The 26,922-nt window shown below is 60.9% G+C and carries 29 protein-coding genes; 15 read left to right on the top strand and 14 right to left on the bottom strand.

What is annotated here, in order from left to right; all coding sequences use genetic code 11:
• Window positions 1-9: 9 nt before the first annotated feature.
• From moaC to moaE, 3 genes are read left to right on the top strand one after another with little or no spacing between them, the layout of a single operon-like run.
• Entirely contained in the window at window positions 10-483 is a 474-nt protein-coding gene (moaC, locus tag ACQY47_RS09550; RefSeq protein WP_017135207.1) for a cyclic pyranopterin monophosphate synthase MoaC, read from the top strand.
• Window positions 480-722, top strand: a complete 243-nt coding sequence (gene moaD / locus ACQY47_RS09545) for a molybdopterin converting factor subunit 1 (protein ID WP_428557006.1) — start codon at window positions 480-482, stop codon at window positions 720-722. The genes moaC and moaD overlap by 4 nt, the downstream gene beginning before the upstream one ends.
• A gap of 2 nt (window positions 723-724) precedes the next feature.
• The gene (gene moaE, locus ACQY47_RS09540; protein WP_236460840.1) at window positions 725-1,174 is read left to right on the top strand and encodes a molybdopterin synthase catalytic subunit MoaE; all 450 of its coding nucleotides are present in this window, start codon (window positions 725-727) and stop codon (window positions 1,172-1,174) included.
• Between the two features lie 187 nt (window positions 1,175-1,361).
• Here moaE and rhlB read toward each other — a convergent pair whose 3' ends face one another.
• The gene (gene rhlB, locus ACQY47_RS09535) at window positions 1,362-2,831 is read right to left on the bottom strand and encodes an ATP-dependent RNA helicase RhlB (protein ID WP_026013543.1); all 1,470 of its coding nucleotides are present in this window, start codon (window positions 2,829-2,831) and stop codon (window positions 1,362-1,364) included.
• Between the two features lie 96 nt (window positions 2,832-2,927).
• Entirely contained in the window at window positions 2,928-3,584 is a 657-nt protein-coding gene (locus ACQY47_RS09530) for an alpha/beta hydrolase (RefSeq protein WP_017135203.1), read from the bottom strand.
• 345 nt (window positions 3,585-3,929) lie between these two features.
• On the opposite strand from ACQY47_RS09530, the gene ACQY47_RS09525 reads away from it, so the two are divergent.
• The 4 genes from ACQY47_RS09525 (at window position 3,930) to ACQY47_RS09510 (ending at window position 8,099) form a co-directional block, all read left to right on the top strand.
• Window positions 3,930-4,961 carry an amino acid ABC transporter substrate-binding protein gene (locus ACQY47_RS09525; RefSeq protein WP_056858938.1) on the top strand — a complete coding sequence of 344 codons (1,032 nt, stop codon included), beginning with the start codon at window positions 3,930-3,932 and terminating at the stop codon, window positions 4,959-4,961.
• Window positions 4,962-5,033: 72 nt separating this feature from the next.
• Window positions 5,034-6,215 (top strand): amino acid ABC transporter permease, encoded by a 1,182-nt coding sequence (locus ACQY47_RS09520; RefSeq protein WP_017135201.1) that lies wholly within the window; start codon window positions 5,034-5,036, stop codon window positions 6,213-6,215.
• Window positions 6,216-6,225: 10 nt separating this feature from the next.
• On the top strand, window positions 6,226-7,323 hold the full coding sequence (locus tag ACQY47_RS09515) for an amino acid ABC transporter permease (protein ID WP_017135200.1): 1,098 nt from the start codon (window positions 6,226-6,228) through the stop codon (window positions 7,321-7,323).
• An 11-nt stretch (window positions 7,324-7,334) separates the two neighbouring features.
• A complete protein-coding gene (locus ACQY47_RS09510) occupies window positions 7,335-8,099 on the top strand; it encodes an amino acid ABC transporter ATP-binding protein (RefSeq protein WP_003171943.1) in 765 nt (254 codons plus the stop codon).
• A gap of 219 nt (window positions 8,100-8,318) precedes the next feature.
• Here the strand turns inward: ACQY47_RS09510 and ACQY47_RS09505 are convergent, their stop codons facing one another.
• Together ACQY47_RS09505 and ACQY47_RS09500 are read right to left on the bottom strand one after the other, a co-directional pair.
• Window positions 8,319-8,807 carry a type II toxin-antitoxin system MqsA family antitoxin gene (locus tag ACQY47_RS09505; RefSeq protein ID WP_138449595.1) on the bottom strand — a complete coding sequence of 163 codons (489 nt, stop codon included), beginning with the start codon at window positions 8,805-8,807 and terminating at the stop codon, window positions 8,319-8,321.
• Window positions 8,804-9,115, bottom strand: coding sequence for a type II toxin-antitoxin system MqsR family toxin (locus tag ACQY47_RS09500; protein ID WP_170036301.1), 312 nt, complete (start codon window positions 9,113-9,115; stop codon window positions 8,804-8,806). Before ACQY47_RS09500 ends, ACQY47_RS09505 begins: the two co-directional genes overlap by 4 nt.
• 159 nt (window positions 9,116-9,274) lie before the next feature.
• On the opposite strand from ACQY47_RS09500, the gene ACQY47_RS09495 reads away from it, so the two are divergent.
• Window positions 9,275-9,934, top strand: a complete 660-nt coding sequence (locus ACQY47_RS09495; RefSeq protein ID WP_428557005.1) for a FadR/GntR family transcriptional regulator — start codon at window positions 9,275-9,277, stop codon at window positions 9,932-9,934.
• Window positions 9,924-11,189, top strand: a complete 1,266-nt coding sequence (locus tag ACQY47_RS09490; RefSeq protein WP_428557004.1) for a CynX/NimT family MFS transporter — start codon at window positions 9,924-9,926, stop codon at window positions 11,187-11,189. The genes ACQY47_RS09495 and ACQY47_RS09490 overlap by 11 nt, the downstream gene beginning before the upstream one ends.
• Here the strand turns inward: ACQY47_RS09490 and ACQY47_RS09485 are convergent.
• From ACQY47_RS09485 to ACQY47_RS09440, 10 genes are all read right to left on the bottom strand, one after another.
• Window positions 11,186-11,830, bottom strand: a complete 645-nt coding sequence (locus ACQY47_RS09485; protein WP_138816743.1) for a DUF1120 domain-containing protein — start codon at window positions 11,828-11,830, stop codon at window positions 11,186-11,188. The two genes, ACQY47_RS09490 and ACQY47_RS09485, sit on opposite strands and share 4 nt — an antisense overlap.
• 25 nt (window positions 11,831-11,855) lie before the next feature.
• On the bottom strand, window positions 11,856-12,995 hold the full coding sequence (locus tag ACQY47_RS09480; RefSeq protein ID WP_428557003.1) for a DUF1120 domain-containing protein: 1,140 nt from the start codon (window positions 12,993-12,995) through the stop codon (window positions 11,856-11,858).
• 11 nt (window positions 12,996-13,006) lie between these two features.
• The gene (locus ACQY47_RS09475; RefSeq protein ID WP_428557002.1) at window positions 13,007-15,460 is read right to left on the bottom strand and encodes a fimbria/pilus outer membrane usher protein; all 2,454 of its coding nucleotides are present in this window, start codon (window positions 15,458-15,460) and stop codon (window positions 13,007-13,009) included.
• A gap of 128 nt (window positions 15,461-15,588) precedes the next feature.
• On the bottom strand, window positions 15,589-16,293 hold the full coding sequence (locus tag ACQY47_RS09470; RefSeq protein ID WP_099548442.1) for a fimbria/pilus chaperone family protein: 705 nt from the start codon (window positions 16,291-16,293) through the stop codon (window positions 15,589-15,591).
• Between the two features lie 33 nt (window positions 16,294-16,326).
• Window positions 16,327-17,010, bottom strand: a complete 684-nt coding sequence (locus tag ACQY47_RS09465; RefSeq protein ID WP_428557001.1) for a DUF1120 domain-containing protein — start codon at window positions 17,008-17,010, stop codon at window positions 16,327-16,329.
• A gap of 3 nt (window positions 17,011-17,013) precedes the next feature.
• Window positions 17,014-17,631 carry a DUF1120 domain-containing protein gene (locus ACQY47_RS09460; RefSeq protein ID WP_428557000.1) on the bottom strand — a complete coding sequence of 206 codons (618 nt, stop codon included), beginning with the start codon at window positions 17,629-17,631 and terminating at the stop codon, window positions 17,014-17,016.
• 11 nt (window positions 17,632-17,642) lie between these two features.
• Window positions 17,643-18,263 (bottom strand): DUF1120 domain-containing protein, encoded by a 621-nt coding sequence (locus ACQY47_RS09455; RefSeq protein WP_017135189.1) that lies wholly within the window; start codon window positions 18,261-18,263, stop codon window positions 17,643-17,645.
• Between the two features lie 33 nt (window positions 18,264-18,296).
• Window positions 18,297-18,935, bottom strand: a complete 639-nt coding sequence (locus tag ACQY47_RS09450) for a DUF1120 domain-containing protein (RefSeq protein ID WP_428556999.1) — start codon at window positions 18,933-18,935, stop codon at window positions 18,297-18,299.
• Between the two features lie 15 nt (window positions 18,936-18,950).
• Complete coding sequence (locus ACQY47_RS09445) at window positions 18,951-19,568, bottom strand: DUF1120 domain-containing protein (protein ID WP_177033741.1); 618 nt, start codon at window positions 19,566-19,568, stop codon at window positions 18,951-18,953.
• A gap of 15 nt (window positions 19,569-19,583) precedes the next feature.
• Entirely contained in the window at window positions 19,584-20,207 is a 624-nt protein-coding gene (locus tag ACQY47_RS09440) for a DUF1120 domain-containing protein (RefSeq protein ID WP_428556998.1), read from the bottom strand.
• 394 nt (window positions 20,208-20,601) lie between these two features.
• Here ACQY47_RS09440 and ACQY47_RS09435 point away from each other — a divergent pair, with 394 nt between their 5' ends.
• From ACQY47_RS09435 to ACQY47_RS09410, 6 genes are all read left to right on the top strand, one after another.
• A complete protein-coding gene (locus ACQY47_RS09435; protein ID WP_017135184.1) occupies window positions 20,602-21,420 on the top strand; it encodes a response regulator in 819 nt (272 codons plus the stop codon).
• Window positions 21,421-21,619: 199 nt separating this feature from the next.
• Entirely contained in the window at window positions 21,620-22,255 is a 636-nt protein-coding gene (locus ACQY47_RS09430; protein WP_017135183.1) for a response regulator transcription factor, read from the top strand.
• A gap of 90 nt (window positions 22,256-22,345) precedes the next feature.
• A complete protein-coding gene (locus tag ACQY47_RS09425) occupies window positions 22,346-22,816 on the top strand; it encodes a nuclear transport factor 2 family protein (RefSeq protein ID WP_428556997.1) in 471 nt (156 codons plus the stop codon).
• Between the two features lie 37 nt (window positions 22,817-22,853).
• On the top strand, window positions 22,854-23,129 hold the full coding sequence (locus ACQY47_RS09420) for a GIY-YIG nuclease family protein (protein ID WP_025855645.1): 276 nt from the start codon (window positions 22,854-22,856) through the stop codon (window positions 23,127-23,129).
• Window positions 23,130-23,204: 75 nt separating this feature from the next.
• Entirely contained in the window at window positions 23,205-24,140 is a 936-nt protein-coding gene (locus ACQY47_RS09415) for a glutathione S-transferase family protein (protein ID WP_428556996.1), read from the top strand.
• 109 nt (window positions 24,141-24,249) lie between these two features.
• Window positions 24,250-26,664, top strand: coding sequence for a TonB-dependent siderophore receptor (locus tag ACQY47_RS09410; protein WP_428557351.1), 2,415 nt, complete (start codon window positions 24,250-24,252; stop codon window positions 26,662-26,664).
• Window positions 26,665-26,922: the final 258 nt, after the last annotated feature.

Raw genomic sequence — 26,922 nt, 5'->3', positions numbered from 1 at the left:
AGTATCCCTGTGCTGACTCATCTCGATTCCCAAGGTCGCGCCCACATGGTCGACGTCACTGACAAAGCCGTGACGTTCCGTGAAGCCGTGGCCGAAGCGCGGGTGCGCATGCTGCCCGAAACCCTGAAAATGATTGTCGACGGCGCCCACCCCAAGGGCGACGTGTTTGCCGTGGCTCGCATCGCCGGGATCCAGGCGGCGAAAAAAACCAGCGACCTGATCCCGTTGTGCCATCCGCTGATGCTGACCGGCGTCAAGGTTGAACTGCGCGCCGACGGTGTGGACGCTGTGCATATCCTCGCGCGCTGCAAACTCAGCGGCCAGACTGGCGTGGAGATGGAAGCGCTCACCGCCGCCAGCGTCGCCGCGCTGACGATCTACGACATGTGCAAGGCCGTGGACCGTGGCATGACCATCGAAAGTATTCGCCTGCTGGAAAAGCTTGGCGGCAAAAGCGGGCATTTCAAGGCGGACCAGGCATGAGCATCAACGTATTGTTTTTTGCGCGTTACGCCGAAGCGACAGGCTTCGATTCGCTGGAGATGGAAGGCGAGTTCGCTACCGTCGATGCGGTGCGACTGGCGTTGGCGGCAGACCCTGAGTTTGCGGTGCTCAACGAGAGCAGCCTGATGTGTGCGCGCAACGAGGAGCTGTGCAGCCTCGACGAGCCGGTGCAGGCCGGTGATGACGTGGCGTTTTTTCCGCCCGTGACCGGAGGATGAGCATGGCCATTCGTGTACAGGCCGAGGCATTTGACCCCGGCGCAGAGGTCAACGCCATGCACGCCGCCAATGTTGGCGTGGGCGCGGTGGTGAGTTTTGTCGGCTATGTGCGCGACTTTAATGAGGGGCGCGACGTGTCGGGGATGTTCCTTGAACATTACCCCGGCATGACCGAAAAAGCCCTGGCCAAGATCACCGTGGAAGCCGGGCAGCGCTGGCCGTTGCTCAAGCTGGAAGTGCTGCACCGGATCGGCGCGTTGGAGCCGGGCGAGCCGATTGTGTTTGTTGCGGCAGCCAGCGCGCATCGCCAGGCGGCGTTTGATGCCTGTGCGTTTGTGATGGATTACTTGAAGACGCGGGCGCCGTTCTGGAAGAAGGAAAACACGCCTGAGGGGCCACGTTGGGTGGAAGGGCGGGGCAGTGATCACGCGGCGGCGGAGCGTTGGAAGTGAGCATCTGCTGAAGATCGATGGAGATCCAAATGTGGGAGCTGGGCTTGTGTGGGAGCTGGCTTGCCTGCGATACAGGCACCTCGGTTTTTCCGTTGCACCGAGGAGATGCTATCGCAGGCAAGCCAGCTCCCACACAAGCCAGCTCCTACACAAGCCAGCCCCCACATCTCCTACTGCATTTCAGCTATTAAGGGCGTTTGCGTTCCACAGCCCGCAGCAAATGCGTCGGCGGCGTTTCGCAGCTGATCTTACGACCCAGCAACGTCTCAATCGACGGCAGCTGGTACGAGTCATCTTCCCCCGCAAAGCTGATCGAAACACCCGCCGCCCCGGCACGGCCAGTACGGCCAATGCGGTGCACGTAGTCGTCCGGTACTTCCGGCAGGGTGAAGTTGATCACGTGGCTGATGCCGTCGATGTGAATGCCGCGCCCGGCCACGTCGGTGGCCACCAGCACGCGGATCTTGCCTTCGCGGAAACCTTCCAGGGTCTTGATACGCTTGTGCTGCGGCACATCGCCGGACAGTTGCGCGGCATTGACGCCATCGCGCACCAGGCGTTCTTCGATGCGGCGTACTTCGTCCTTGCGGTTGGCGAACACCATCACGCGCTCCCAACCGTTGTCGTTGACCAGGTTGTAGAGCAGTTTGTACTTGTCGGCCCCGGCCACGGCATAGATGTGTTGCTCAACGTTTTCGCTGGCAACGTTCAGCGCTTCGATCTCGACGATGGACGGGTCGGTGGTCCACTGCTTGGCGAGGTTCATCACGTCTTCGGTGAAGGTCGCAGAGAACAGCAGGGTCTGGCGCTCGTTTTTCGGCGGGGTCTGGCGAATGATCTGGCGCACTTGCGGGATAAAGCCCATGTCGAGCATGCGGTCGGCTTCGTCCAGCACCATCACTTCAACCATGTCCAAATGCACGTCGCCGCGCTGGTTGAAGTCGAGCAGGCGGCCTGGCGTGGCCACCAGGATGTCGCAGTGACGGGCTTCGAGGTGCTTGAGCTGCTTGTCGAAGTCCATGCCGCCCACGAACGTCATGACGTTGAGGCCGGTGTACTTGGTCAGGTCGGCGGCGTCCTTGGCGATCTGTACCACCAGCTCGCGGGTCGGGGCGATGATCAGTGCACGCGGCTCACCCATGTAGCGTTCTTTGGGCGGTGGCGTTTGCAGCAGCTGGGTGATGATCGAGATCAGGAACGCGGCGGTCTTGCCGGTGCCGGTCTGCGCGCGGCCGATGGCGTCTTTGCCGGCGAGGGTGAAGCCCAACACCTGCGCCTGGATCGGCGTGCAGTACGGGAAGCCCAGGTCCTGGATGGCATGCATCAGTTCCGGGGCCAGTTTGAAGTCATGGAAGCGGGTCTTGCCTTCCTGGGGTTCAACCACGAAGTCTTCGAGTTTCCACGGGGTCACGGGCGGCTTCGGTGCACGTTCACGACGGGGCGCTTTCGGCGCCGGCGCGGGGGCTGCCTCGACAGGTTGGGCCTGTTCGGGCGCGGTCACCTTTGGCTTCTGCGGCTGTGCGGCAGGTGCGGTCCGGCCGGGCTGTTGGCCGTCATTGCGGCTGCCGGAGGAGGGCACAGGAGCACTGGGAACTGGCGCGAGCGGCTCAGCCTCGCTTTTGCCGAACATCTTCTTAAGTGCTTTGAGCACGGTGATCTCATTAATTGGTTAAGGAATGTACGCCGGCCAGTGTAATGCAAGAAACGGGCGCGGCGTAGTGCGTCTGTCATACGGCTACATAAACTGTGGTTTTCAGCCCAGCCGGGCGGTCAACCAGGCACCGATATCGGCGATCTCTTGAGGTAACACTTCGTGACCCATTGGGTATTCCTGCCATGTCACGGTGACACCACGGCTGTTTAAATGCTCGTAGGCGCTGCGGCCCATGGCGTTCTGCACCACGTCGTCGTATTGGCCGTGCAGGCACAGCGTTGGAATGCGCTGCTGGCTGGCGGACAACTCCAGCTCATCCCCGAAGGTCGGTGCATAAGTCGAGAGGGCGATTACGCCACCCAACGGTCCCTGCCATTTAAGGAAGGCGGTGTGGAAAACCACGGCGCCGCCCTGGGAAAAACCGGCGAGGAAAATTCGCGAAGCGTCTATTCCGGTTCTCTTCTGTTCTTCGATCAAATCCGTGACCATTTTGGCCGAGGCTTCCAGCTCTTCCAGGCTGATCGAGCGAGCCGGGCTCATGGCCTTGATGTCGTACCAACTCGGCATCTCGTAACCGCCATTTATGGTTACCGGACGTGTCGGTGCCTGGGGCAAAACGAAGCGGGTGCTCAACAGGCTTTCCTGCAACGCTTCGGCCACCGGCAAAAAATCGTAGCGATCGGCACCCAGGCCATGCAACCAGATAACGCAGGCGTCTGCGGGCTTGGCGGGCTGAAGAATCAAGGGTTCGGTCATATCTGCTCCATATATGTGCGTGCGCTCCGATTGGGTGCGTCGGAACGGTGCGCGACGGGTTGATCTGTTAAGAGAATGTCGCAACGTTGAATGTTTTTCTATTGACCAAGGGCTGAAACGACTCAGCCACCACTCTGGTACGCGCCTTGCTATGTGTAGGTCGATGTCAGAACTATCTTGGGACGGTAACACTATCAGTGACTGCCGCTTGTGGGATAGCAACTGGAATTACCGCGAAAACCTCATGCCGCTTGACCCTAAAAAAAGCCAACACGGGTTGATATCGCCTCATAAGGGTGCGCTGGGGTTTTAGCTCCGACACAACAAGAGCAACTGGAGGTTTGAATGAAGGTATTGAAATCCACCCTGGCCATCGTTTCCGCGGCTGCTGTACTGGGTGTCAGTGGTTTTGCCCAAGCTGGCGCCACCCTGGACGCCGTGCAGAAGAAAGGCTTTGTGCAATGTGGCGTGAGTGATGGCTTGCCGGGTTTCTCGGTGCCGGATGCCAGCGGCAAGATCCTCGGGATCGACGCTGACGTTTGCCGCGCTGTGGCCGCTGCCGTGTTCGGTGACGCAACCAAGGTCAAATTCAGCCAGTTGAACGCCAAGGAGCGTTTCACCGCGCTGCAGTCCGGCGAAGTCGACGTACTGTCGCGCAACACCACCATGACCAGTTCGCGCGATGCGGGCATGGGCCTGAAATTCCCAGGCTTCATCACCTACTACGACGGTGTTGGCTTCCTGGTGAACAACAAGCTGGGTGTTAAAAGCGCCAAGGAACTGGACGGTGCAACCATCTGCATCCAGGCCGGTACCACCACTGAGCTGAACGTTTCCGACTACTTCCGCGCCAACAACCTCAAATACACGCCGATCACCTTCGACACCTCCGATGAAAGCGCCAAGTCGCTGGAATCCGGTCGTTGCGACGTGCTGACCTCGGACAAATCCCAGCTCTACGCACAGCGCAGCAAGCTGGCTTCGCCGAAGGACTACGTGGTTCTGCCGGAAACCATCTCCAAAGAACCACTGGGCCCGGTCGTGCGTAACGGCGACGACGAGTGGCTGGCCATTGTGCGCTGGGTTGGCTACGCCATGCTCAACGCTGAAGAAGCTGGCATCACTTCGAAAAACGTTGAAGCTGAAGCCAAGTCCACCAAGAACCCGGACGTTGCGCGTCTGCTCGGTGCTGATGGCGAATACGGCAAAGACCTGAAAGTGAAAAAAGATTGGGTTGTACAGATCGTCAAGCAAGTCGGTAACTACGGTGAAGTGTTCGAGCGCAACCTGGGCAAGAGCACCCCACTGGAAATCGACCGTGGCCTGAACGCACTGTGGACCAACGGTGGCATTCAATACGCACCCCCTGTGCGCTGATCGCTGATGGTTCTATCACCCGGTGGGCCAACCACCGGGTGATGTTCTGTTCCATTCTTTGCGGGGCACTTCATGCAAAATCAAATCGGCGCACCCAAGCAGAAGCTCAGCTTCAGCGACCCTAAAGTGCGTGCGTGGCTCTTCCAGATCATCACGATTGTGGCGGTGGTCGCGCTGGGCTGGTACCTCTTCAACAATACGCAGACCAACCTTCAACACCGGGGTATCACCTCGGGTTTCGACTTTCTTGAGCGCAGTGCCGGCTTCGGTATCGCTCAGCATCTGATCGACTACACCGAATCGGACAGCTATGCCCGCGTCTTCGTGATCGGGCTGCTTAATACCTTGCTGGTGACTGTGATCGGTGTGGTCCTGGCGACTATCCTTGGCTTCATCATTGGCGTGGCGCGCTTGTCGCCCAACTGGATGATCAACAAGCTGGCGACGGTGTATGTGGAAGTGTTCCGCAACATTCCGCCGCTGCTGCAAATCCTGTTCTGGTACTTCGCGGTATTCCTGACCATGCCGGGGCCGCGCAACAGCCATAATTTCGGTGACACGTTCTTCGTCAGCAGCCGTGGCTTGAACATGCCGGCGGCGATTGCTGCCGATGGGTTCTGGCCGTTTGTGGCCAGTGTGGTGGTTGCCATTGTGGCAATCGTGCTGATGGCGCGCTGGGCCAACAAACGCTTTGAGGCCACCGGCGTACCGTTCCATAAGTTCTGGGCGGGCCTGGCGTTGTTTATTGTGATCCCGACATTGTGTGCCTTGGTCTTCGGCGCGCCGCTGCACTGGGAAATGCCCAAGCTTTCAGGTTTCAACTTCGTCGGCGGCTGGGTATTGATCCCTGAACTGCTGGCGTTGACCCTGGCGCTGACCGTGTACACGGCGGCGTTTATTGCCGAGATCGTGCGTTCGGGCATCAAGTCCGTCAGCCACGGCCAGACCGAAGCCGCACGTTCCCTAGGCCTGCGCCCTGGGCCAACGCTGCGCAAGGTCATCATCCCGCAAGCCCTGCGGGTGATCATTCCGCCGCTGACCAGCCAATACCTGAACCTGGCGAAAAACTCGTCGTTGGCCGCCGGTATCGGTTACCCGGAAATGGTTTCGCTGTTTGCCGGCACGGTGCTCAACCAGACCGGCCAGGCCATCGAAGTCATTGCCATCACCATGAGCGTGTACCTGGCGATCAGCATCAGCATTTCCCTGCTGATGAACTGGTACAACAAGCGCATTGCGCTGATCGAGCGGTGAGGAAACGCACATGAGTTCGCATACTTTCAAACCCGATATGCCGCCGCCGAACAAAGTCTTCGGACCGATGGCCTGGATGCGCGCCAACCTGTTTTCCAGCTGGCTCAACACCTTGCTGACGCTGTTGGCGTTCTATCTGATTTACCTGATCGTGCCGCCCATCCTGCACTGGGCCATCCTGGATGCCAACTGGGTCGGGACCACGCGCGCCGATTGCACCAAAGAGGGCGCCTGCTGGGTGTTTATCCAACAGCGCTTCGGGCAGTTCATGTATGGCTACTACCCCGGCGACCTGCGCTGGCGCGTGGACCTGACCGTGTGGCTGGCTATCGTGGGCGTGGCGCCGTTGTTCATCTCGCGGTTTCAACGCAAGGCTGTGTATGGCCTGGGTTTCCTGGTGCTGTACCCGATCATCGCCTACTGCCTGCTGCACGGTGGGGTTCTGGGCCTGACCAACGTGGCCACCAGCCAATGGGGCGGCTTGATGTTGACCCTGGTGATCGCCACTGTTGGTATCGCTGGCGCCTTGCCGTTGGGCATTGTGCTGGCGCTGGGGCGACGCTCGAACATGCCGGCGATTCGGGTGGTCTGCGTGACCTTCATCGAGTTCTGGCGCGGCGTGCCGTTGATCACCGTGCTGTTCATGTCCTCGGTGATGCTGCCGCTGTTCCTGCCTGAAGGCATGGGCATCGACAAGCTGTTGCGCGCATTGATCGGCGTGATCCTGTTCCAGTCGGCCTACGTGGCTGAAGTAGTGCGCGGTGGCTTGCAGGCGATTCCCAAGGGTCAGTACGAAGCGGCTGCGGCGATGGGCCTGGGTTACTGGCGCAGCATGGGCCTGGTGATTCTGCCGCAAGCCCTGAAGCTGGTGATCCCTGGCATCGTCAACACGTTTATCGCGTTGTTCAAGGACACCAGCCTTGTGATCATCATCGGCCTGTTCGACCTGCTCAACAGCGTCAAGCAAGCCGCTGCCGACCCTAAATGGTTGGGCATGGCCACTGAAGGCTACGTGTTCGCCGCCCTGGTGTTCTGGATTTTCTGTTTTGGTATGTCGCGCTATTCCATTCATTTGGAACACAAGCTCGACACAGGCCACAAGCGTTAGGAGTTGTTGTTATGAGCGAAGCGATCAAACAGCCTGTGAGCCCTGAAGGCATTATCCAGATGCAGGGCGTCAACAAGTGGTACGGCCAGTTCCACGTGTTGAAAGACATCAACCTCAACGTCAAGCAGGGCGAGCGTATCGTGCTGTGCGGCCCGTCGGGTTCGGGCAAGTCCACCACCATCCGCTGCCTCAACCGCCTGGAAGAACACCAGCAGGGCCGCATCGTGGTCGATGGTGTGGAACTGACCAACGACCTCAAGCAGATCGAAGCGATCCGCCGTGAAGTCGGCATGGTGTTCCAGCACTTCAACCTGTTCCCACACCTGACCATCCTGCAGAACTGCACGCTGGCGCCGATGTGGGTGCGCAAGATGCCCAAGCGCAAGGCCGAAGAAATTGCCATGCATTACCTTGAGCGCGTGCGCATTCCGGAGCAGGCGCACAAGTTTCCGGGGCAACTGTCCGGCGGCCAGCAACAGCGTGTGGCCATCGCCCGTGCCCTGTGCATGAAACCGAAAATCATGCTGTTCGACGAGCCGACTTCGGCACTCGACCCGGAAATGGTCAAGGAAGTGCTCGACACCATGATCGGCCTGGCCGAAGACGGCATGACCATGTTGTGCGTCACCCACGAAATGGGCTTTGCGCGCACCGTGGCCAACCGCGTGATCTTCATGGACAAGGGCGAGATCGTGGAACAGGCGGCGCCCAATGACTTCTTCGACAACCCGCAGAATGATCGGACCAAGTTGTTCTTGAGCCAGATTCTGCATTGATCGAAGCTTGAACCCATAAACCCAGCCTGCAGGCTGCATAACCTTTGGCGAACACAAACCAATGTGGGAGCTGGCTTGCCTGCGATAGCGGTACAGCAGTGCGTACATCTGCTGCTGACCCACCGCCATCGCGGGCAAGCCCGGCTCCCACATTTGATCGCCATTGCTCTGCAGAACACCCATAAAAAGCCTGCTGGTGCCGGGTTTATTTTTGCCTGTTCAAGACGCTTTGAGGGCTTCTTGTGTTTGGTTATGGGTCGTGCAAGTAAAGGCGTTGCGCAGGTCTGCGCCTTCGGCCAGCTCTTTGGCGTCGGCGAGCAAATGCGGGTAACGGTCCAGCAGGCGCATCAACACCATCAACGGTTTGGGCGGCGTTATTTCTCCGCGTTCGTAACGTGAGAATGCGTTGTGCCCGCCACCGGACAACAACTGCACGGTTTCTTTTTGCGTGAGGTGCAGCTTGCGGCGGATACGCTTGAGTTCGGCGCCCATCATCCGTCGCGCGGCGTGCAGCAGGTCATCACTTGCCTTGGCATGGCGTTCGCTGCTGTCGGGGTCATACATGCCGTCTTCGCACAGTTGGCACTCCCAGCCGGACAGGTCCTCAATGTGCTGTTCCATGCCTTTGATGCGCAGGGTTTCACTGCGGCCCTCAAAACGCACCATGGCGTCGGGGGCACCGCATATGAAGCAATGTTGGGTGTTCATAGGTTCATCCCTTTGAAGGAGATCACCGGTGGGTTACCGCCGGAGCAGTAAGTGACCTTGATGTAAATCTCCAGACCGTGTGAATGGATGTGGTAGACGTCCTGCCAGACGCGGTGATCGGCATAGGTGGTCATCGACTTGTACAGCATCCTGTTCTGTAGTTTGAAAACGACCGCCTGCATCTCGCTGATGTCGAGGTCGAGTTGCTTTCCCGCCTCCTTGGCTGCACGGGTGAATGCTTTTGCACCCAGTCGCCTGACATCCGCCTTGATCACGGCCAGATCGTAGTGAGGTGTGTACTTTTCCATAAGACACCTGAGTCCAATAATTACCCTTAAAGGGTAATTTTACCAATCGAAAATACTGCTCCTTTTGCTGCCTATGAACCCTAGTGCGTTGCCTTTGTGGGCAAGTCTGAATAGGCTGTAGGAAAATTCATCCTATGATTGGACGAAAGTGCAAAACTCATGACAGACATCGCCCCCCTGATCAAACGCTCCCTGGTCGATCAAGCGTTGGAGCAACTGCGCTGGCGTATAACTGAAGGCAAATGGGCCATCGGTGAGCGCCTGCCCACCGAGCCGGAGTTGTCCGCCGAGCTGGGCATCAGCCGCAATACCGTGCGTGAGGCCATGCGTGTGTTGGCGTTCTCGGGTCTGATCGAAATCCGCCAGGGCGACGGCAGTTACTTGCGCTCGATGACCGACCCGTTGGGGACGATGCGCGCACTGTCCCACTGCACGTTGGCGCAGGCGCAGGAGACGCGGCAGATTCTCGAAGTGGAGGCCATCGGCCTGGCGGCGTTGCGTCGTACCGAGGACGATCTCGAAGGGTTGCGTGAAGCCCTTGAGCGCAGCGGCGAGTTGTACCACGGTGACCTGGAGGCCTATATCAGCGCCGACCTGGTGTTCCACAAGCGCCTGGTGGATGCAGCGCACAACCCGGCGCTGAGCGAGCTGTACCAGTATTTCTCCAGCATTGTCGGCGCCCAGTTGCGTCAGACCCTGAACATCTCACCACGTCGCCAGGCGGTATTCGACCTGCATATCGCCTTGCTCGACGCGGTGGAAAACCAAGACCCCGAATGTGCCAAATCCCTCTGCCGGCAGTTGATCAATGAACCTTGAAGCCAAACGTACGACTGAACTCGAAGAACTGTTGATTGACGCCGAAGCCGATGACGAAGCCGTCCAGCAGGCCCCTCCGTTGGTGGCTCGCCCGTGGCTCCTGCTGCTGGGCCTGGTGCTGGTGGCATTGAACCTGCGCCCGGCGCTGTCGAGCATGGCGCCATTGCTGGCAGAAGTGTCCAGCAGCCTGGGGTTGTCCGCTGCCAAGGCGGGCTTGCTGACTACCTTGCCGGTGTTGTGCCTGGGCCTGTTCGCGCCCACTGCGCCGATCCTGGCCAGGCGTTTTGGCGCTGAGCGCGTGGTGCTGGGGATTCTGCTCACCCTGGCTGGCGGCATCATCCTGCGCAGTTCGTTCGGTGAAGTGGGGTTGTTCGCGGGCAGCCTGATCGCTGGCGCGAGCATCGGCATCATCGGTGTATTGCTACCGGGTATCGTCAAGCGTGATTTTGCCAGGCAGGCGGGCGCCATGACTGGCGTCTACACCATGGCATTGTGTCTGGGCGCCGCGTTGGCAGCCGGGGCCACGGTGCCCCTGAGTCAGTACTTCGCAGACAGCTGGGCCGTCGGACTGGGGTTCTGGGTTATCCCGGCGTTGCTGGCGGCGTTGTTCTGGTTGCCGCAAGTCGGACCAAAGCACGGCGCCCATCAGGTGGCTTACCGGGTCAAGGGCTTGCTGCGTGACCCACTGGCTTGGCAGGTGACTTTGTACATGGGCCTGCAATCGTCCCTGGCTTACATTGTGTTTGGCTGGTTGCCGTCAATCCTCATTGGCCGGGGGCTCAGCGCCACCGAGGCAGGGTTGGCGTTGTCCGGTTCCATCATCGTGCAACTGCTCAGTTCCCTGGCCGCACCGTGGCTGGCCACCCGCGGCAAGGACCAGCGCCTGGCGATTGTGGTGGTGATGCTGCTGACCCTTGGCGGCCTGTTCGGTTGCCTGTATGCGCCGCTGGATGGCTTGTGGGGTTGGGCGATTCTGCTCGGCCTGGGGCAGGGCGGCACCTTCAGCCTGGCGCTGACCCTGATCGTGCTGCGCTCGCGTGATTCCCATGTCGCCGCCAACCTGTCGAGCATGGCCCAGGGCATTGGCTACACCCTGGCGTCGATGGGGCCGTTTGCGGTCGGCCTGGTGCATGACTGGACCGGCGGCTGGTCGGCCATCGGCTGGATCTTCGGCGTGATCGGCCTGGGCGCGATTGTCGCGGGCCTGGGCGCCGGACGTGCGCGCTACGTTCAAGTGACCAGCGAGAAGCTCTAGAGGTACACCACCTCCAGGGTGGCCGAGCCATCGAGTGGGGTTTCCACACTCAAGTCGAGGTTCTGCCGGGCGTTGATTACGGTTTGCACCGTCACGGCGCCCACCAGGGTGCCGATGGCCGTGGGCCCGCTGACGCTGCCCTCGACCTCGGTAAAACCCAGGTAGCTTCGCGAGCCGATGTCGATAGGGTTGAGGTTGGACGTGCGCCACGCCAGGCCGCCGGTGGTGGACTCGGTGCCGAAGATCTGCGCGGTGTTGCTGGCTTGGGTCTGGCGCGGGTCGAAGGTCATGGAGTAAACCCCCAGGCGGTTGCCGCTGATATCAAACCCCAGCCCGTAGTAAATCTCACTGTTGACCATGGCCGAGCCGTCGCGGTTGTCGCGCATGCGCAGGGCATAGCGGGTAGGGCCGTTGCAGGCGATGCCTATACGCAGGGTCTGCACGGGCAGGCGCGTGGCGGTCGCCAGGTTCAAGTCTTGCTGGGCGATCTTGCCGTAGTCGATCAAGGCGCCGCCGGGGAATTGCGGCAAACAGGCGGCGGGCGTGATCAGGCCTTTGACGCTCAAGTCCACTGCCGAGGCAGCCAGTACCGAGGGGGCGCAGGCCAGTAACAGCAAGCTGTAAAGGACGTGGGTTTTCATGGGGCGGACTCCTTGCAGTGACGGGTTAGGGGTAGATGATTTCAAGGGTGCCGGAACCGTTGATATGAACCACATCGCGCAGATCCAGGCTTTGCATGGGCGCCAGGTAAGTCTTGATGCGCAGGGTGCCGGTCAGGGTCTGGATGGCGACCGGGCCGGTGGTGACACCGGTCTTGTCGGTAAACCCGAGGATGCTGTTGGCGGCCATCGGGATCTGGCGTGCGGTGGAGCTGCTCCACGCCACGCCATTGCTGGTGGAGTCGGTGCGGTACAGCGTGGGGAAGGTATCGGCGCTGAACTCCGCCGGGTCGATGGTCAGGTAAAAACGCCCGATCTTGTTGCGACTGGCGTCCAGGTCCAGGCCGTAAGCGGTTTCATCGGTGCCGCCGGTGGCCGAACCGTCGCGGTTGTCTTTCATGCGCAGGGCAAAGGGGATCGGCGCGTCGCAGGTCACGCTCAGGCGCAGGGTGCGGGTGGGCAGCGGCGATTCGTTGGTGGCACTCAAGTCCTTGGCGTACAAGGTGCCGTAGTCCACCACGCCGTGGTCCGACAGCGAGGGCAGGCAGGCGATGGGCGCAAAGTGCGCGCGCAGCGTCAGTTCCCGGTAACGCCCGTGCTTTGCACCGTACAAGGTTCCGGTGGTTTCCCAGGTGGTGGCATCGCGCACTTGTGTGGCGGCGATATCGGCCCAGGCGCGCAACGTCAGTTGCAGCGACAGGGTTTTACCCGTAGCCACCGTACCCTGTTCGACCGGTGCTATGCCGTGGCCGGGGCGCCACTCCAGCACGTTGCCATTGGTAACGGGCGCCAGGCCGGCGGCGGGCAGCAAACCCAGTTCTACGCTGCGGCCGTCGAGCACTGCGTTGCCGACTTCGATGGCATAACTGCCGTGCTCGGTAAATTGCAGGCGTTGCGGGTTGGCGGCCAGGGCACGGTAGAACAGGCTGAGGTCTTCAGCTTGCGGGCAATTGACGGTCACGCTCAGGCGCCGTTCGCCCAGCAGGCGTTGCGCCGCGCTGTCGTTTTGAGCCAGGCGGCTCATCACGCCGAAATCCACCAGCGGTTCGCTGACGTTGAGTTGGCATTCTTCCAAGGCCTGGGCAGTGCCGGCTACGCCGACCAGCAGCCACAGGCACAGTTGACGCATATAAGTTGTGATGGGCATGGCGGTCATCCTCAAGGCAGGTTGCAACGTGCGGGAGCGGTTTCGAAGTACACCGCCGGGTCGGCTTTTTCCGGCAGTTCGTAGCGCAACTCGCAACGCCCGCTTTGCGGCGTGGTGATCCACAACGTCGGCTGTTCCAGCACATTGGGCAGAAACACCTGGCTGCCGTCCTGCACCAAGGTGACGAATTCGCCACTGGCAGTGCTGACGGAGGCGCCCGCAGGCAGCGGCGCGCCCTGGTCGTTGCTGACGGTAAGCAGCACTCGACGGGTCAGGCCGACGCCAAATTCGACGCGGTCCACCGCGCCACGCCCGGCCGAGATCATCGCCAGGCCGTTATTGATATCGGCATTGCGCGGCAGTGAGCGTGTCTGCACTTCAACCGGGCTGCGCCCGTATGCGGCAACTTGCGGCACTACGGCCTGGCCCTGCCAGTCGGTCCACACCGGGCCGCTGGGGGTACTGAGCTTAATGCCGCTCATGTCGCCGACCGACACCACGGCAAAGGTGTCGCGCACCGGGTAGGGCGAAAAGGTCACGCCGTCGCCGTGCAGCACCACACCGCCACGAGCGCCGCCCTGGTAGCTCGAACGCTCGGCGTCGGAGCGGCTGTAGCTGAAATCGAGCTGGCTGTAGCGCGGCAGTGCCGAGACGCCTACGGAGGTTTCCACCTGATGGTCACTGCTGTCGTGTTCGGCGCTGACGCGGTAGCTGAGTTGGTCGTCGATCTGTTCGGTCAGGCCCAGGCCGGTACGGTTTTCACCGCCGGAATTGCGCACCCAGCTGCGTAGCCTGCGGCTTTCGCCCAGCGGTACGCTGATGTTGAGATAGACGGCGTTGTCTCGCTGCTCGCGGCCGCCCATTTGCCACTCGGCACTGGCCGACAACGACACGGCGCCGATACTGGTACCCCAGGACGCCAGCGCGCGGCTGCTGCTGTCACCGGCAAAGTTGGACGAGCGCGAAACCCCGGCACTGAAGGCGCCCAGCAGCGGATGCGACCAACCCAGGTTGAGGCTTTGCTGGTCGCGATAGCGGGAGTTGCGACGGCTGTCATTACTCTCATGGCTGTGGTCGCGCTCATAGGTGCTTTCTTCGAGTTCGCGGTAGCCGATGCTGCGCCAGGAGTTGGCGGCGCTGACCGACCACTGTTCACTCAAGCGCTGGGACCATGACAGGTCGGTCTGTACACCCGAGACTTTTTCCCAGCCCTGGGTGTTGGACAGTTGGGTTGACAGCTGGATCTGGCTGTCAAGCCACGGCAACCAGCCCAGGCTGGCGCCTACCGAACGGTATTCACTGGCGGCCAGCACGCCACTCCCCAGTGTCAGTTGCGGGTGCAAGGCGCCGGTCCAGCCGGCACTCACCACCCAAGGATCATTACCCTCGGCGTCACCCACATTGCGTACTCGGCCTGCGGCCACGGAGTAGCCCGGAGCCGGCAACCCGAGGCCAAGCATGGCGGCGGGCACGGTGAAACGTCGCTCACCGCCAACACTTTCCTTGACCGTGACTTCGACATCCGAGCGCGTGTTCAACCGACGTACATCGTTCAAGGTGAAAGGCCCGGCAGGCACCACGGTGGAGTGAATCAGTGCTCCGTTCTGACGTACTTCCACTTGCGCCGGGCTGTTGGCGATACCTTGGATCTGCGCGCCCTGACCCTGTTCTTGAAGTGCATGTTCGGTCAGCACCTGCACGCCGGTGATCTGCGCACCGGAGAGCACCGGGTTGTAGAGGTTGATCTGCCCGGCCTGCAGCACCGCCTGGTGGCTGGCGAAGGTGCGTTGCGCGTAGGCCTCCAGATGCGTACTGCGCGACAGGCCATCCTGCCAGGTCTGCACCTGGCGGCTGCGCACGATCCAGTCGCCGGCGTTGAACCCGACTTCGGTATTGGCCGAGCCAAAGCGGCTGGCGTCATCGCCGAAGCGGTTGTAAAAACCGCTGAGGTCATAGTTGAGCAGCCCGGCAAAACCGCCGGTTTCATACCCTGAAATATCCTGCTGCACGGGCCGCAGGGCTTCGGTGGGCACCACCAGTGACACCGTCAGTGTCGCCGGGTCCGGCTCCACCAGGGTTTGTGGATACTGCGCGAGAAAATCCCGGCAGCCTGGCGTCTCGCTGGGCGTCACCAGGTCAGCGGCGTCCAGCAAGGCGCGGTCCAGGCACAGGTTGCCCTGTTGATCGAAGGTCAGATCCTGTCGGCCACGGCGTTGGCCGTTGACCCGCAGGTTAACGGTGTGCCGCCCGGCAGCGAAGCGCGGTGCCGCCAGCAACAGGCTGGCCAGCTGTGGGTCAATGCCACGCTGATGCAAGGTCTGGGCGTCGAAGCCAACCGGGCTGGAATCGTCGGCCCAAGCCTTGTCGGGCACGAGGGCACACAGTAACAACACCAGCGGCAAGGTCTGGCAGACGGGGGTATCGGACACGGCTTCGCCGTCACGGTAACTCAATACTGTTTTCACGCAAGGTACTCGAGTAGTGAGTGCACTGGCCCCCGTTGTGTCGGGGATTCCAGGCGCTCTGGTGACGGTCAATAAGCCGTCACTTCGTTATCCAGGTGCCGGTCTGTCACGACACCTGTGGTTGTCAGTCAGAGGGTGATAGGGGCGTCGTAGGCCTTGACCGCAAACCCATACACCGTGGCCGGCTGTAGACGCACCGTTCTGGCCTGGCCACCGCTGGCCGGTACGCTCAAAGCTTCGCCCGGCAGCACATAGGTACGCGGCAGCATTGCCCTGCCGTCACCGGGCAACAGCAACAGCTCCTGTGCAAGGCGCACCACATAAGGCGTGTCGTTGCGCACCTGTAACTGGCCGTCGCGCAGCGTCCAGGTCAGGTCGGTCCAAGGGGTGCGGTTCGGCGCAAGGCCCTTGGGGTGCACGATCACGGGCAGGTTCTGGCGCACGGTCACGCCCACACGGGCGTGACCGGCGGCGGTGGCGGCGCGACCTTGGGGCATACCTTCGAACACTGCCCGTTTAAGCCGCTGGGTCAGCAACGGCTTCTGGTTTTGCAGAATGAAGCGCACCAGCTGGGTTTTGGACGCTTCTACCCGTGACAGCGGCGGTGTCACCACCAACAGCGGCTCGGTGTCTTCAGGAATGTCCTGCAAGGTCACATGCAGCAGCGCGAGCTGGCTGTCGGTATTGGTCACCGACACCGCCGCTTCGCCTTCGGCTTCATGCACGATCACCACGGAGGTGTCCGGGACCATGCCGTCGGCTTTGACTTGATTGCCAAGGATCAGCAGCAGGGCGACAAGGCCTACCACGGTGTTTGAGAATGACGTCGTCATGATGGGGTTTCCATTAGGCCAAAAGGGGGGCGGTCAGAGGTAGCGCAGGTCCAGGACAACGGCGCCGTCGAGCGGGACTTCCTGGTCCAGGGTCAGGTACTGCGAAAAATTGATGGCGGTGCTCACCTGAACCTGGACGGTCAACTGGCCGATGAAATCCGGTTGGCGGTCCCCGACTGGCGCAAAGGCCATATGCGCGCGTGGGTAGGCGTTGGGCTCCTGTGACCAGGTTTCGCCGTTGTCGTTGGACGCCAATACCTGCATGGGCTGCGCATCGCCCACTGCGTTGCGATAGGACAACGCCACGGATCCCAGGCGCTCCTCTGGGACGTGGATGTTCCTGCCCAGCCCGTAGAAATAATCGGGTGCCGACGAGGAGTCGGCACGATTATCAATACCTACCAGCGCAAACAACATGGGCCTGGCGCACTGCACGCGCAGATCGAGCATCTGGATAGGCAGCACGGTGAATTCGTCGGCGTTGAGGCTATGGGAAGGAATCTTGCCGTGATCGACGGTGCCTTCATTAGTCAGCTCGACATGGCAGGCGTCCGGCGTTATCCGGCCGGTTACCGTGAGGTCGACGATCGACGCCGCGTGGGCGTTGACTAAGGTGGCCAGGCAGAGCAGCGCAGCCACGCAACGGCCAACGGTGTTCAGTACCGGCACAGGTAGGCGCAGCCCATGCCCGGCGGTAGTCAAGGGATGGGCGGCCATGGGTTACAGGTACTTCACTTCAACGGTGGCCGAGCCATCGATGGTTACCTCATTGCTGAGGTCCAAGTTGGCGGCGGCATTGATGATAGTAAGCACTTCCAGATCGACGCTCAGGTTTTGGATCGGCAGCGGCTGGGTGTCGTCGCTCATCGACGCTGCCGCCATGAACATGTTCGGCTCCCAGAATTTTTCGGGGGCCCAGGTTTTGCCCTGGTCCAGCGATGCGATGGGTTGAACGGTCACGCCGTCGGCAACCATGCCGCGCCAGGTGAGGGAGAAGTGGCCCAGCTTCTGGGTTTCGTTGATAAAGCCCAGGCCGAAGTCCGTGGTTAGACCTGAGGCTGCGCGGTTATCGATGGGGTGCAGAGCAAACTGGATCGGCGCGTCACAGTCGACGGTCATCGACAGGGTATGCACGCCAATCGCGGTGCCCCAGTTCGGGTTCAGGTCCTTGGCAGACACTTTGCCGTGGTCGATCATGCCACCGCCGGACAGGCTGGGCGTACAGGCGCTGGGCACAATCAGGCCTTTGACGGTCAGGTCGACGCTGGAGGCGGCAAAAGCAGTGGCCGAACTGAGCAGCAGTGTGCTGACGGCCAGGGTGGTCAAGCGAGTGTTCATCGAGAGGTTCCTTAGAGGTAATTGACTTGCACGGTTGCGTGACCGTCGATAGGCACATCGTCGGTCAGCGTCAGGCTGCTGGCGGGCGCAATGTGGGTGATCAGGCGTATCTCGGCGTCCAGTTCCTGGATCGCAATCGGCACCACGCCGTCGTTGTCGGCGACCGCCGTCAACACGGTATGGCTGAGCATCACTGAAGGCATCCAGGTGACGCCGCCATCCCGTGAGGTGATGGTGCGCACCGGTACGCCGTCGGCCACCGGCTGGTAGAGACCAAGCCCGGCATCGCCGAGTTTTTCATCGCTGGGGGTCAGGCCCAGGCCGTGCCAACTGAAGTGGCTGGCGGTGGTGCCGGCGCGGTTGTCGATGGTGTTCAAGGTAAAAAACGTCGGCCCTTCGCAGCGCACGCTCAAGAGCATGGTTTCTCTGGGCAGGTCGGTGTAGGTATCAGCATTGAGGTCCTTGACCGACACCTTGCCGAAGTCGACATTGCCGCCGCCGGAAACCACTGGCGCGCAGGCGCTGGGCGTGATGATGCCCTTGACGGTAAGGTCCAGGCTGCTGGCGGCCAGCGTGAGAGACGAGGTGCCCAACAACAGGGCGGCCAGGGGCGCCGCTCTTAAGTAAGTCATCGTTTAAACCTTCCTTAGTAAGAGGATGAGGGGTTACAGGTACATCACTTCCAACGTGGCGGAGCCATCGACAGGTTGTTCCTGGGTCAATGTCAGGCCACTGGAAGGGGCGATAGTGGGGTGAACCACCAGATTGCTGGTCAGTGCCTTGATCGCGATGGGCGCCCAGGTGCCACTTGCGTTGTTGCCGAAGGCGGCGAGCCTGCCGCGCATCCAGATGGAGTCCTCACTGTTTTCGCTCCAGGTGGCGCCGTTGTCACGGGAGGCCAGCTTGCTGACCGGCAGGTTGTCGGCGAGGTAGTTGGTGATAATGATCACGTAGTCGCCGACCCGCTCTGTTTCGTTGATGAACCCCAGGCCATACGAGTAATCGTTGGGGCTGCTGGCTGAGCCGGCGCGGTTATCCACACCATTGAGTGCAAACAGCGTGGCGGCCTCGCAGCTGAGGTTGAATGGCAAGGTAGTGGGCGGCAACGGAGTAGCCTGGTTTTCTTGCAGGTCCTTGGCGGCGATCTTTCCGTAGTCGGCAACACCGCCTTGGGCCAGTGTCGGGGTGCAGGCGCTGGGTGTGATCAGCCCCTTGACTGTCAGGTCCACACTGCTGGCGGCGAACACTGACGAGGCGCTTGTGAGCAACAGCGCAGCGCTGAGCAGGGACAGCGAGGTCTTCATTTCAAAGGTCTCCATTTACAGGTACATGACTTCAAACGTTGTGGAGCCGTCCAGCGCCACTTCGTTGGCCAGGCTCAAGCCGTTGGCAGGCGCAACGGCGGTGTGCACGGTGATGTCCATGAGCGCGTCCTGCACGGGGTGCGGGGCCCAGCCGGAATCGCCACGGCTGCCCAGGGCCACCAACATATCGTCTTGTACGGGGTCCTCTGGATAGAGCGGCGCCCAGTCGCGCTGTTCGTACTGGTAGAGCAAGGTCGAAGGCGTTTCGGCGACGGGGTTGCTGAACATCAGTTGATACCCGCCGAGCTTTTCTGTGCCGTTGGCCAGACCCAGGCCGTAAGCGCCAAAGGTTGAAGAACCGGCTCGATTGTCGATGGGGTTGATGGCAAACAGCGTCGCCGCCTCGCAGTTCACGCTCAACTGCAATGTCTGGTCCTCAAGCCAGGTGTGGCTGTCGGGGTTCAGGTCTTTTGCTGCGATTTTTCCGTAGTCCACGGCGCCCGGCAGGTTGGGAGTGCAGGCGCTGGGGGTGATCAAACCCTTGACGGTCAGGTCCACGGAACTGGCGGCGAAGGCGGATGAGGTAATGGCGAGCAACAGCGCGCTGCTCAACAGGGGCAGGCAGGTCTTCATTTGGGAAATATCCATTTACAGGTACTTCATTTCAAAGGTCGCAGAGCCGTCGATTGCCACTTCGCTGGTCAAGGTCAGGTTTCTTGCCGGTGCAATTGAGGTGTACAGCGTCATGTCCATGATCGCGTCTTTTATCGGGTGGGGTGCCCAACCGCTGTCGCCCCGGCTGCCCAGCGCCACCAGATCGTTGGGAGCGATGGCGTCATCTGCAAGGATCTCCGTCCATAGGCCCGCGGAGTTGAACATCGCAATCAGGGTGGAGGGCGTTTCGGCGGTGGGGTTGGTGAACGCCAGCTGATATACGCCGAGCTTCTGGTTTCCGTTGATCAAACCCAGGCCAAAGGCGGCGCCGTGAGCGGCGGAACCGGCTCGATTGTCGAGGGGGTGGATTGCAAACAGTGTCGCCGCGTCGCAATTGACGCTCAGTTGCAGGGTCTTTCTCTCAAGCGGCGTATAGCTGTCTAGATTCAGGTCTTTTGCCGCGATTTTTCCATAATCGACGTCACCTGGCAGGTTGGGTGTGCAGGCGCTGGGCGTGATGATGCCCTTGACGCTGAGGTCGACGCTGCTGGCGGCGAACACCGATGAGTTCATGGCGAGCAGCAGGGCACTGCTCAGCAGGGATACAGAGATCTTCATTTCATTTGTTCCATTACAGGCTGGCAGATTGAGGCGCGTGCGGGGCCACGCCCGACCCGGTATGAACGGGTGGTTGGCCAAGCGGCGGTCTCGGTGTTTATTGGCTGTTGCCTGGGAGTGGCAAGCCGACCCTCTTTGGGGTGGGCACAATTTAGCGAGGGGGGCGAGCAGGGGAAATACAACTAATACGACATTGGCAGGGCGGTGTGAAGGCGATGATTCAGGGGGGATTTTCGTAGTTGTTGTATGGGCTTTGGTTAACTCAAAAGGTTATTTGTTTTCGGCCGATAGCATTCAGAAGAATGCGTCGACCATTGCTGCATGATAGGCCTCAAGAGCTATTGCATCAGTGCTGCGGATTGCTGCTGGATCAATAGTTGCGATAGAGGTACTGATGGGTTCGCTGGTAGGTTCCACAGCAGGAGCGAGCCACAACCTGAAGCCGCCAACCCTTCCCCCGTTTCATTGGCGGCAGTTGAGTGTGCTGGTTGTGGATGATCATTCTGCCTACCGCCTGTTGTTGGGTGGTTTGTTGCAGAAACTGGGGCTGGGGCACGAGACGGCCGCCGACGGCTACCTCGGGCTGGTGGCCTTTACCACCCGACCCTTCGACCTGGTAATCAGCGATTGCCAGATGCCCTTCATGGACGGGTACAGCATGGCCCGCGCCATTCGCCAGCATGAGTGCGATACCGGGATGAGGCGAGTGCCGATCATTGCCTTGACCGCTAACCTGCAAAATGACAGTCCCAAGCGTTGCCGCGATGCCGGCATGGATGCCTGGTTGCTCAAACCCTTGACCCTTGAACAATTGCATGCGGTGTTGGTGCGCTGGTTGCCTGGCGTGGATGATCGGTATGTCGAACAGGCGGCCATTGTACCGCTCGCCGGCTGGCCAACGCGTGCCACGTTGGTCGCGACGTTTGGCAGCGAGCCTGTCGTCGATCAATTGTTGGAAACCCTGCTGTTCGAGGCGTGGGAGGACCATCGTTTGTTACGCCATGCCTGTGCGACGTTGAACGCATCATTGACGGCTGAACGCCTGCATCGCTTGGTGGGCAGCCTGGTGTTTTTGGGCGGCACCGGCCTTGAACCCATGGCGGTGAGGCTGATTGAGCAGGTCCGGTCCCAGGGCGTTGCTGCGCACAAGGTGCAATTGGAGTTGTTCCTGGCTCGGTTGTACGTCTATCTCGAGTACCTGTCCGATGTCTGAGGAGTGGTGTTTTCACTGAGCGTTTGCAATCCGACGATCTAGTTTTGGCTGTAGGTTTTTTCCTGTTGTTATGTAGGCAAAAAAATGTGAACGAGTGAACATTGGGGTTGGCTGTAAGCGGCTGTTTGTTAGCGGTTGTTGATGAGCGCCAGCGGGGGTATTTTGCGCGGATTCAAGTTGCCATCATTCGTGGGAATTTATGCTTCGAGTAATTATTGCTGACGATCACCCCATTGTTCGTATCGGGCAGAAAGTCGTGATTGAGGCGCATGGCCGCTGCAAAGTGGTCGCGGAGGCCGATGGACCCGATCAATTGCTCGACGTGTTAAGTACGACGCCGTGCGACTTGCTCATCACCGACTTCGCCATGCCCGGCGGTCAGCAGGCCGATGGCTACGGGCTGTTGAGCCTGCTGCACCGCCAGTATCCGAAGTTGCCGGTGATTCTGGTGACCATGTTCGCCAGCGTCGCCACCCTGCGCGCTTCCTTCGCCCATGGTGCCAAGGCAGTGGTGGCTAAAAGTGCTTCGGCCAAGGAGCTGCCCCTGGCGATCAAGGCCGTGTGTGCCGGCCAGACGTTCGCCAGTGAATCCCTGCGGGTGCAAATGGTCGAGGCGGGCACGGGCGATCAGTCCCAGGAGCCGCAATTATCCGGCAAGGAGCGCGAGGTGGTGCGCATGTTGGCCAGCGGCATGACCGTCAGCGAGATCGCGGCACAGGTCAATCGCAGTATTTCCACGATCAGCAAGCAGAAAAGCACGGCCATGCAACGGCTGAGTATTTCCACCGATGTTGACCTGTTCGCCTATGCTCGCAGTGTTGGGATGGTGCCGTAGGCTCATCATTTGCGTGGCGAATGTCAGTAGCCAGCGCAGTGTGGGCAGCTTATCGTGCGCCTATTCTTTCGACGCCTGCGGAGCCTGCCCATGAGTGATGCCCATAACGCCCTGATCACCGAGTTCTACAGTGCTTTCCAGCGCCTGGACGCCGAAGCCATGGCCGCCTGCTACACCGACGACGTGGTGTTCAGCGACCCGGCCTTTGGTGAGTTGCGCGGGCGCGACGCCGGGGACATGTGGCGCATGCTCACCACGCGGGCCAAGGATTTCTCCCTGACCTTCGACCATGTGCGCAGTGATGACAGCACGGGCAGCGCGCACTGGGTGGCGACTTACCTGTTCAGCGCCACCGGTAATACGGTAGTCAACGATATCGGTGCGCGGTTTGTGTTTCGCGATGGCAAAATCTGCGCGCACCACGACCACTTCGACCTGTGGCGTTGGTCGCGCCAGGCGTTGGGCTTGAAGGGCTTGCTGCTGGGCTGGTCGCCGGCATTGAAGAACGCTGTGCGTGCCCAGGCGCTTAAAGGCTTGAAGGCATTTCAGGCCGGTCGTTGATAAGATTGGTGTTCTTTTGGTTTGCAGCAATCGTCCCGTGACTGATCTTCCTGAACCCAAACCCTGGTTCGTCTACCTGGTGCGTGCCGCCAATGGTTCACTCTATTGCGGCATCAGCAACGATCCGGTGCGTCGCTTTGCTTCCCACCAGAGCGGCAAGGGCGCGCGGTTCTTCCTGTCCAGCCCGGCCGTGGCACTGGTGTACACCGAGCAGTGTGCTTCCAAGGGCGAGGCGCTGCGTCAGGAGCGGCTGATCAAAAAACTCAAGAAAAGCGCCAAGGAATGCCTGGCGGCGAGCGGCTCATTGATTTGACTGATGGGTTCCCATCGTCCCCACGCACGGTTTTGCAGGCTAAGCTGGCGGCTCACCTATCGAGCGGAGCCTGGCATGTCTGAGTTGATCCTGCACCATTACCCGACCTCACCCTTTGCAGAAAAAGCCAGGCTGCTGCTGGGTTTCAAGGGGTTGTCCTGGCACTCCGTACACATATCACCCGTCATGCCCAAACCCGACTTGACAGCCTTGACCGGCGGCTACCGGAAAACCCCGGTACTGCAAGTCGGCGCCGATATCTATTGCGACACTGCCCTGATCGCCCGTCGCCTTGAGCAGGAAACGTCCTCGCCGGCGCTGTTCCCGCTGGGCCAGGAAATGATCACGCAGACGTTCGCCACCTGGGCCGACAGCGTTGTGTTCGCCCATGCCGTCAGCCTGGTATTCCAGCCGGAGTCAGTGGCGGTGCGCTTTGGCAAATTGGCGCCGGAAGCGATCAAGGCGTTTATCGCTGACCGTGCCGCATTGTTCAGTGGCGGCACGGCCAGCAAGCTCCCGGCCGAGCTGGCCAAGCACCAATGGCCGGCGATCATGGCGCGTCTGGAGTTCCAGCTGCAGCACGCGCCGGGAGACTTTCTGTTCGGTGAACCGTCGATTGCCGACTTTGCCTTGGCCCACCCGATGTGGTTCCTCAAAGCCACTCCCGTGACGGCTCCATTGGTGGATGCTTATCCGGCCGTCTTGGCTTGGCTGGCGCGCGTGCTGGGTTTTGGTCACGGCAGTGCGAGTCAAATGACGGCGGAGCAAGCATTGGCGATCGCCCGTAATGCCACGCCTGCGGCATTGCCGGATGACGAGTTCGAGGACTTGAATGGTTTCAAGGCGGGTCAGTCGGTAACGATTGCGGCCATTGATTACGGGGTTGATCCCGTTGCCGGTGAACTGCTGTTTGCCGGGCGTGAAGAGCTGATCCTGCGCCGTACCGACGAACGGGCGGGCACCGTGCACGTGCACTTCCCACGCATGGGTTTCCGCATTCAGGCGCAATAAATAAAAATTTCTGTAAACAAAGGTGAGGTAAATCGCCCGCCCATCCGTGTAGTGCATGAAACTGCGAGCTATTCGCATTAACAGCGTTTTCTACACGGGTTATCACAGCATGAAGTCGACGGCGGGCGGTTGGGTAAAACAGTGGCTGGGAGCCTCGGTATTGGCGGCATCAGGCCTGGCGTTGCTGCCTCTGGCGATTGCGCAGGCGCAGGCGCAACAAAGCGCCCAGTTCAATTTTGCCCTGGCAGCCAAGCCGCTGCCCCAGGCGCTGAGCGATTTCAGCCGGGTCACCGGCATCAGCGTGATCTACACCGACGAAGCGCCCTATGGCCTTAGCGCCCCGGCTGTCAGCGGGCAGATGAGTGCCACCCAGGCCCTGCAACGGCTGCTCGGCAACTCAGGCTTTACCTTCCGCCAGATCGACGCCCGCACTCTGGCGCTTGAGCCTGTGCCCACCGACGGCGCAGTCAACCTGGGCGCCACCACCATCAGCGGCGCGAGCCAAGCCCAGGACACCACCAGCTATCAGCCCCCGCCCACCAGTTCGGTGATGCGCTCCCACGGCCTGCTGCTGGAAACCCCGCAAACCGTCAACGTCGTGCCGGCCCAAGTGCTGCGTGACCAACAGCCGCGCAACCTGGATGACGCCCTGGGCAATATCAGTGGCATCACCCAGGCCAACACCCTCGGCAGCACCCAGGACGCGGTGATGCTGCGCGGTTTTGGTGACAACCGTAACGGCTCGATCATGAAGGACGGTATGCCCGTGGTGCAGGGCCGGGCGCTGAATGCCACCGCCGAGCGCGTCGAAGTGCTCAAAGGCCCGTCGTCTTTGCTGTATGGCATCCAGGACCCGGGCGGCGTGGTCAATATCGTCAGCAAGAAGCCCGAGCTGGTGCAGTCCACCTCGTTGACCGCGCGCGGCTCGACCTTTGGTGACGGCAAGAACGGCAGCGGCGGCAACCTCGACACCACCGGCCCGATTGGTGACAGCGGCCTGGCCTATCGCCTGATCGTCGACCACGAAGACGAAGATTACTGGCGCAACTTCGGCACCCACCGCGAAACGTTGGTGGCGCCGTCGCTGGCCTGGTACGGCGACACCACCCAAGTGGTGTTCGCCTATGAGCACCGCGAATTCCTCTCGCCGTTCGACCGTGGCACCGCCATCGACCCCAAGACCAACCACCCGTTGAACATCCCCGCGACCCGTCGGCTGGATGAGCCGTTCAACAATATGCAAGGCCGCTCCGACCTGTATCGCCTGGAAGTCGACCACGACTTGAACGACGACTGGAAAGCGCACTTCGGCTACAGCTGGAACCGCGAGACCTACGACGCCAGCCAGGTGCGCGTAGTCAAGGTCAACACCAACGGCACCCTGACCCGCAGCATGGACGGCACCCAGGGTGCGCTGACCACCGACCGCTTCGCCACCACCAGCCTGGAAGGCAAGGTCAATGTCGGCGGCATGCAGCACGACCTGGTGTTCGGGCTCGACGACGAGTACCGCAAGATCTACCGTGCCGACCTGATTCGCCAGGCGCCGCGTGGTGTCTTCAACTATAACGATCCGGTGTACGGCAACGAAGTCGCGGGCACCAAAGTCAGCGCGCCGGACAGCAACCAGACCGACCTGCTGCGCAGCGATTCGCTGTTCTTCCAGGACGCCATCCACCTCAATGACCAGTGGATTCTGGTCGGCGGTGCGCGCTACCAGATGTACGACCAATACGCCGGCAAGGGCGTGCCGTTCACCGCCAACACCGATGGCAACGGCCAGAAGTGGGTGCCGCGTGCCGGCCTGGTGTATCGCTACACCGATCAACTGTCGTTCTACGGCAGCTACACCGAGTCGTTCAAACCCAACTCCACCATCGCGCCGTTGGCGAACAAAAGCGTATTGGATGGCAGCCTGGAACCGGAGCAGTCCAAAGCCTGGGAGCTGGGCACCAAACTCGACATACCGGGGCGTATAACCGCCAGTGCGGCGCTGTTCAATATCGAAAAACGCAACGTGCTGGTGCAGGTCGGTGACGGTTTGGCAGCGGTCTACAGCGTGGCGGGCAAAGTGCGTTCCCGTGGCCTTGAGCTGGACGCCAGCGGCCAGTTGACCGACAACTGGAGCCTGATCGGCAGCTATGCCTACACCGATGCCGAGGTGATTGAAGACCCGACGCTTAAGGGCAATCGCCTGCAAAACGTTGCGAAAAACACCGCTTCGTTGTCGGCCGTGTATGACTTCGGCAGCATCTTTGGTGGTGACCAGCTGCGTGTGGGTGCCGGTGCCCGTTACGTGGGCGAGCGGGCCGGGGACGCGGCCAACAGCTTCGAGCTGCCGAGCTACACCGTGGCCGATGCGTTTGCCAGCTACGACACCAAAATCGACGGGCAGAAGGTCAAGTTCCAGCTCAACGTGAAGAACCTGTTTGATCGCACCTACTACACCTCGTCGGTGAACACGCAGTTTGTGTCCATCGGCGATGCGCGGCAGGTGTCGGTTTCCAGCACGCTGCAGTTTTAAGGCAAGCGACCTCTTGTGGCGAGGGAGCTTGTTGTGGCGAGCGGGCTTGCCCCGCGTTGGGCTGCGTAGCGGCCCCAAAACCTGGCACAGCGTGAAGCCTGAAAAAATGCGGTGGGCTTACTAGGGGCCGCTACGCAGCCCAACGCGGGGCAAGCCCGCTCGCCACAACAGCCCAGCTCCCACAACAGCCCCGATCCCACCACAGCCACACTCGCCACAACGGCAATGAGCTGGTAGCGTTGCCGCCACTGAAGGCTT

The sequence above is a fragment of the Pseudomonas edaphica genome (genome assembly GCF_965277385.1).
Taxonomy (GTDB): Bacteria; Pseudomonadota; Gammaproteobacteria; order Pseudomonadales; family Pseudomonadaceae; genus Aquipseudomonas; species Aquipseudomonas edaphica.
Note: the sequence above shows the minus strand (reverse complement) of the source record. Positions and strands in the feature narration are given on the sequence as shown.